General features: G+C 64.5%; 6 protein-coding genes. 3 read left to right on the forward strand and 3 right to left on the reverse strand.

Translation table 11 applies throughout. The annotated features are described in order from the left end of the window. Positions 1–817 precede the first annotated feature (817 nt). The 3 genes from K789_RS0112230 to K789_RS0112240 all read right to left on the reverse strand — a co-directional run bounded on the left by K789_RS0112230 (position 818) and on the right by K789_RS0112240 (position 3,494). Positions 818–1,120, reverse strand: coding sequence for a DUF4193 domain-containing protein (locus tag K789_RS0112230; RefSeq protein ID WP_024366995.1), 303 nt, complete (start codon positions 1,118–1,120; stop codon positions 818–820). Between the two features lie 198 nt (positions 1,121–1,318). After that, positions 1,319–2,359 (reverse strand): PDDEXK nuclease domain-containing protein, encoded by a 1,041-nt coding sequence (locus K789_RS0112235; protein ID WP_024366996.1) that lies wholly within the window; start codon positions 2,357–2,359, stop codon positions 1,319–1,321. Between the two features lie 286 nt (positions 2,360–2,645). Further along, complete coding sequence (locus tag K789_RS0112240; protein WP_024366997.1) at positions 2,646–3,494, reverse strand: SURF1 family protein; 849 nt, start codon at positions 3,492–3,494, stop codon at positions 2,646–2,648. A gap of 317 nt (positions 3,495–3,811) precedes the next feature. Here K789_RS0112240 and K789_RS0112245 point away from each other — a divergent pair, with 317 nt between their 5' ends. The 3 genes from K789_RS0112245 to K789_RS22975 all read left to right on the forward strand — a co-directional run. Beyond that, on the forward strand, positions 3,812–4,036 hold the full coding sequence (locus tag K789_RS0112245) for a DUF3188 domain-containing protein (RefSeq protein WP_024366998.1): 225 nt from the start codon (positions 3,812–3,814) through the stop codon (positions 4,034–4,036). 364 nt (positions 4,037–4,400) lie between these two features. Next, complete coding sequence (locus K789_RS0112250) at positions 4,401–6,125, forward strand: dolichyl-phosphate-mannose--protein mannosyltransferase (protein WP_051181028.1); 1,725 nt, start codon at positions 4,401–4,403, stop codon at positions 6,123–6,125. 188 nt (positions 6,126–6,313) lie between these two features. After that, positions 6,314–6,662 (forward strand): hypothetical protein (locus tag K789_RS22975; protein ID WP_024367000.1); only part of this gene is annotated, 349 nt, incomplete at its 3' end.

The following is a 6,662-nucleotide window of genomic DNA, read 5'->3' on the forward strand; positions in this document are numbered from 1 at the left end:
CGGGGCATGCTCCTTTTGGCGTCGCTGGCTGTATTGCCGATGTTCGTTGGCGCGGTGACCTCGATCGTGTCACGGTGAGCCGGTCCGGAACCGAGGACCAGGACGGCTGCCCGATGGCCTCGGGCCAAGGTCCACGCTGAGTCATCACAGCGTCATTCCCCGACAGGGACTTCCCGCTCCCACCTCCCACTGACAGCCCTGTTTACGCACCAGTACCCCGCAACTTCGCTGTTGGTCGGACCCCGGACACTCAGCCATGTCCGATCGCCGTCCCGGGGCGGCCGGAGGACAGAAAGCTCACGCCGGGCCGCACCCGACGGGATCGGTTCCTCGATCACGTGCGCTCACCCCTCACCCTTTCGCGCTCATGAAACAAACATTCCAGTGCTGCGCCAAGGGCGACATGTCCTTCTTGCCCGGGACCCTCTCGGCCCCGTGCCGCTCGGTACGTTCAGGAGCGACTTTGGTGGGGGCTACTACCGTGATCGTGATCGTGATCGTGGTCCGGGCTGTGCTGCAGCGCGACGTCGATAAGGATCTCGGCCGCCGCCCGCGTTTGGCGCGCGGGTTCGGCACTGGAGGCTATCGCCGCGGTGGATATTTGGCGGGGCACACTCACCGACAGGATCCTCGAAGACACCGACAGCGACAAGCTTTACGACCGGAGTCTTGATGGATTCCAGCACGATGAAGGCCTGAACCAGCAGCTCCGTCTGGCACCCATGGCATTGGGGCACTGGGTCGAACTTTGAGACGATGAAAGGCACGCTCCGCTCCCCCGCACAATGCCCCGCCGGCGTGCACGCGGAGCTGAACCCTAGCCGTCACACTCGACGCAATACGAGTGGCCGTTCTTTTCGCGTGCGAGTTGGGAACGGTGCCGGACCAGGAAGCAGGAGTAGCAGGTGAACTCGTCCCCGGCCTGGGGAATGACCTGAACGATGAGTTCCTCGGCGACAATCTCTCCGCCAGGGGTCATGGCCTCATCCATCGCGTCGGATTCGTCCGGGTCGCGGACGACGCTGCGGGCATCCGGGGCGTTGGCGGATTGCAGCGCCTCCAGGGAGCGGTCTTGGGATTCCTTGACGTCGGAACGTACTTCGTCGTAATCGGTTGCCACTGGGGTCATTCTCTTCTCTGGCGTTCTTAGCTGACGGAACTGCAACCTACACCATGGCCCCGGTATTTCCCTGTCGCGGGGACCGGCAGGCTCCGTCCGGGAGCCCGGCAACACGGGACCCGATCTTGCCCGGGGACGTGGCCGGAAACGCGCCCAAGCGCTTTCCCGGAGTCCTTTCTGGCCTTGCGCTGTCGCTGTTCAGCCGTCCGAATCCTCGGTCCAGTCCAGTGCCGCGGTGAGCCGGTCGGCGTCCGGTAGATCATTGCGGACCTCGGCGGGCAGGGCGTCGTAGGTGTAGGAGGCGACGGCCATGGGTGAGGTCGCGCGGCCGAGGCTGTAGCGGACGGTGTGGTCGTTCTTACTGCCGCAGATCAGGATCCCCACGGTGTCTGCGTGCGTTTCGCGGCGGAGCCGGTCGTCGACCAGGGCGATGTAGAAGTTGAGCTTGCCGGCGTATTCGGGTTGGAATTTGCCGGTCTTGAGTTCGATGACGAAGTACCGGAGTTGCTCGACGTGAAAGAAGAGGAGATCGATGTAGAAGTCGTCGCCGCCGACGTCGAAGTGGACCTGACGGCCGACGAACGCGAACCCGGGCCCCATCTCCCGGAGGGTGTCGGTGATGCGGTCCATGAGAGCCTGCTCGAGGTCTCGTTCTGCGACCTCTCCGGACAGACCAAGGAACTCAAAAGAGTAGGGGTCCTTGGCCACCTGCTGCGCTAGCTCCGAGTCTTGCGCAACAAGCTGTTGCGCAAAGTTCGACGGCGCCGACCCCGTACGCTCGAGAGTTTTGTTCATGATCATGTTCATCAGGACGTTGCGGGACCAGCCGTATTCGACGGCTTCTGAGGCGTACCAGTCGCGCTTTTCTTGGTCGGCAAGCTTGTCCAGCAGCACGGTGACGTGGCCCCACGGCAATTGCGCAACAGGCTGTTGCGCAATTGCACCGCCATTCCAGGCCCGGGCAAATGTCGTCATGTATTGAACGTTCCGGGCGGAGAATCCCTTCATCTGCGGGAACTCCGCCCGAAGGTCGTCGGCCAGTCTTTTGATGACGCCACTCCCCCACCCCTGTTGCTCCTGCTGGGCACTGACATCCTGCCCGATGGACCAGTACAACTCGATCAACTGGGTGTTGACTGTCCGCAGCGCTCTCGTGCGTGCGGCCCGGACCCGGTTCTTAAGCTCTCCGAGCAGGTCGATGTAGCCCGTGGGGAGGGTGAGGTCACGGGCATCAGTCATAGGTTCGATCCTATCGAGCCGGCCAGGTTGGAAGGGCATCTCCAGCTGGAGCTGCGGTCCTTAGTGGCTGGACCGGTTTTCCGTTGTTAGCGCGTTGGTTTCCCCGTCGCTGCTTGCCACTGACGGCGAACGGATCCCGAGGCAGCAGCAGGGTTAGGTATTCAGCACGTGAATGGCTTGTCTCGGCGGGGACGGGCACCAGTCTGACCAGAGCCAGCCCCGGTGGCAGCCACATGTGAGTCACGCAGGTCGACGAGCGAAATGGCAAGAAACGGGCTGCTGCGCTTCAGAGGCCGAGAGCGTCAAGCATGGCATCCTCTTCGTCGTCCGACCCGGCGCGCCGCCGCGTGCGGGACGGGTGAAGCGGCCTGTTGGCCGTGACCGGGCCATCCTGTTCAAGTTCCTCGCGCCGCATCCGGGCGTGTTGCCGGGCCGTGTACCCGAAGCCCACGAAGGCGAGCACGCCGAAGGTGATCCACTGCAGGGCGTAGGAAAGATTGGACCCCTCCTGCACGGATGGTGAGGTCAATTGAAACGGCGTTTCATCCGGTCCGGGAGACTCGGAAGCCATCAGACCATAGCTGCCCGTCATCAGCGGATACGCCAACTGGCGCGTGTATGCCACCAGTTCGATGCTGGCCAACTGACCCTCGGGCGCGGCACGGTCCAATCCGGGCTCCGCGGGCTTCAGCCGCACGACGGCGTCGATGATTCCTTCCGGAGGAGCAGGTACAGCATCGGGGTAACCGGGCCTGAGATTCCCGATGGGCAGCCACCCCCGGTTGATCACGATCGTCTCACCGGAAGCCAGCCGAAAGGGAACCAGGACCTCATACCCGGGCGCGGCATTGTTCGGCCGGTTTCTGACGATCCGCTGATCGGACGCCAGGTAGTGGCCGCGCACCGATACGGGCGTCCACTTGGCTCCGGGCTCAGCTACTGCGAAGTACCTACGGGCAGATTCGAACGGGATGGGTTCTTTGTCATAGTTTTGCTGGACACGCTGGATCTCTGCCACGGCCTGATTCCGGCGGTCCAACTGCCAGTTTCCCAATCCGACGCAGGCCGCGGCGAAGAGCGCGGCGAGCCCCAGGATCCCAAGCCACTGCCGGGTCAGAAGGAACGAGTACGTCACTGGCCGGACCGAAGGAGCGCCCTCGGCCCCAGCGCGCCCCGCCTGGCTCCGGCAAGGCACGGCCAGCCCGCACCTCGCGCCCAGGAGGATGTTCTGGACCGGGATTTTTCTTCAGTAATGTCGCAGTGCACACCACCACCCTAGCCGCGGGCCCGACCGTCCCCCATTCCGCAAGCCAGTTCTGAGAGCCCGAGCTGCCCGTGCTCCGATGCGCGCGGGGAAGGAGCAGAGTCATCGCCCGCACACCAGCCGCGAGGAACCGGTCGTGCCGGTNGTTCCCGCGGCCGTTCCGGAGAACAGGCCGCTAAGCTGGCAAGGTGCTGAATGAATTTTGGAACACCGCGACCGGCTCATACAAGGCGCTCGTGTTTGGCGCCATGGGCCTGATCGCGGCCGGGATACTGCTGAACATCGCCGGAAACCTGTCACGGATCGAGGCCCTGACGGCCGCGTCCCTTCCGGTCATCGGAGTGGGCCTTGTGCTTCACAGCGCAGGCGTCGTCATCCGCGGTCAGAGGGTCCGAAGGCGCCTCCAAAAGTAGCCCAGAGGCGGGCGGGGCGCCGGGAGCGGCTTCCTGGCCGCTGAGGCCTCCATCCCATCTGGTGCGTGGCCCGGCGTCGGCATTCCCGCAGGCTGGCAGTCTTGGGCCTTTTCATCGAATAGCCTTTCCCGACACATAGTCGGGACACCCGCGGCAAGGGATTCGCAACAGGACAATGCGGTCCATGGCCAATATCTTCATTGACGGGGCGACTTCCCAGCGAACCGTAAGGTTCAGGTAGGCATAATGGACCGGAGCTTCGGTCAACCGCTATTTGACCGGAGCTTCGTCAATTGAGCGGCGCCAAGGCCTGCGCCTGCCTGTTCCAGTGCTCCACGGGACTGAATGTAGAGGGACTGAAAAAATGGTCTCAGGTGATACCCGCACGCAGACCTCTGTACCTCCTGTCGAGGCCAGCCCGGCCCCTCTGGAACAGCCGGCGTCAGGGACGCTGGGACGCAACCTTGAGGGCTATCGGTGGATCCGCCGGCCTCAGGAAGCATTCACGGAAAGCGCCCTGCAGGAACGTCTGCTTGGTGGCATCCGCTCATGGCGCGACTATCCGCCTTCGCTGCGGCTGTGGTTCTGGCTGATTCCGATTATCACCGCCGGGATCGGCGGCGTCCTCCGCTTCGTCCGCCTGGACACTCCGCACAGGCTGGTGTTCGACGAAAACTATTACGTCAAGGACGGGTACTCGCTGCTGGTGAGCGGGTACGAACGCAGCTGGCCGGACGAGGCCAATGTCTCCTTCAATGCCGGCAACCCGGCCGTGCTGCTGGACACCCCCCAGTACGTGGTCCACCCGCCGGTCGGCAAGTGGATGATCGCGGCAGGAATGTGGCTGTTCGGGCCCGACAACCCCCTGGGCTGGCGGTTCGGTGCCGCCTTGACCGGAACGCTGTCCCTCCTCCTGATCACTCTGATCGCGCAGAAACTCTTCCACTCGCTGACGTTAGGGGCCGTCGCCGGCCTTCTGCTGGCAGTGGACGGGCACCATCTGGTGATGTCCAGGACCTCCCTGCTGGACATCTTCCTGATGTTCTGGCTCCTTGCCGCTTTCGGGTCGCTCCTGATGGACCGCGACGACGGCAGACGCCGGCTCGCCGCCAGGCTGGGGCGCCAGTCCGCCGCTGCCACGGATGGCCGGCCGTCCGTGCTTCAGCTGGTTTCCGGACCGTGGCTTGGCATCCGCTGGTGGCGCGTCGCGGCGGGAGTCTGTCTGGGCCTCGCCGTGGGCACCAAGTGGTCCGCGCTGTTCTTTCTGGCCGGCTTTGGGCTCCTGACCGTCTTCTGGGACCTGAGCGCGCGCCGGATCGCGGGCGTCCGGGGCTGGATCAGCGGCGGCATTATCAAGGACGGAATTCCTGCTTTCCTGAGCATCATCCCGGTCGCCGCCCTCGTGTATGTGTCCACGTGGACCGGCTGGTTCCAGTCGAAGGATGCGTATTTCCGCCACTGGGCCGACACCAACCCGTCAGCCCAGTGGGGGTGGATCCCGGGCCCGCTGCGGTCCCTGGCCCACTACCACCTGGAAGCGTACAAGTTCCATCAGGGACTCAACTCCGACCACCCCTACGAGGCCAGCGCCTGGAGCTGGCTGGTGATGGGCCGGCCCACGTCGTTTTTCTACGAGTCCCCCAAACAGGGAAGCCCCGGCTGCGACGTTGCCAGCTGCAGTTCGGCCATCCTCTCGGTGGGCAATCCCCTGATCTGGTGGAGCGCCACGGTTTCGCTGGTCATCCTGCTGTTCTGGTGGGCCGGACGCCGCGACTGGCGGGCCGGCGCCATCCTGGCCGGGGTTGGTGCGGGTTACCTCCCGTGGTTCCTGTACCCGGAACGCACCATGTTCACTTTCTACGCCGTGTCCTTTGAACCATTTCTGATACTTGCCCTGACCTATTGCTTGGGACTGGTGCTCGGACGGCGGCAGGACCCGCTGTGGCGCCGGCGTTCCGGGCTCTACCTCGTGGCACTGTTTGTGGCCGGAGCAGTGCTGCTCTCGGCGTTCTTCTATCCCGTCTGGACCGGGGAAATCATCCCGTACCAGGACTGGCACTTCCGGATGTGGATGCCGTCCTGGATCTAGGGCACAGTTGGCGACCCCCTAAACCGCAGCAACGCGGCCCGCAGGGGACTTCGCCAACTTGGTAATCTGTTCAGGCGTTCCTGTAACGTCGCTGGAGGAGGTTAACGTTGCCTGTGCCTCCAGCTTTGCGCCCTGCCGCTTTCGGCGCGGTCGCATCAGCCCGACTCTCCCAAGGATCCATGAAAACGATGACTTCAGCCGACGAGGAACGCCAGAACCCCCCGCACCCCGGACCCGGCACGGGCCCGGACGCAGGGATGCCGCTGGGCGCCCGGCGCCTGGTGCTCATTGGCGGGCTTTGCGTTCCGGTCGGACTGGTCGCCGGGCCCTACCTGCTTGGGCTTCAGCTGCTGGCTGTCGGCGGTGTCGTGGCCGTGGCCGTGGCATTGTCATACGGCCCTGGCCGGGCATGGTTCTGGAGGTGGTCCTGGCTCACGGCTGCCGCCGGCGCTCTCTGGATGGCAGCCACCATCGCATACTGGGGGACCATCGTCGCCGCGGCAGATGCGTCCGCGCCACTGTCGGGCTGGTCCCCGG

Source organism: Arthrobacter sp. TB 26, assembly GCF_000427315.1.
Taxonomy (GTDB): Bacteria; Actinomycetota; Actinomycetes; order Actinomycetales; family Micrococcaceae; genus Arthrobacter.

Coding starts and splice junctions, on each gene's coding strand:
- K789_RS0112235 (WP_024366996.1), bottom strand. CDS start 2,359: ATGACTGATGCCCGTGACCTCACCCTCCCCACGGGCTACATCGACCTG.
- K789_RS0112250 (WP_051181028.1), top strand. CDS start 4,401: ATGGTCTCAGGTGATACCCGCACGCAGACCTCTGTACCTCCTGTCGAG.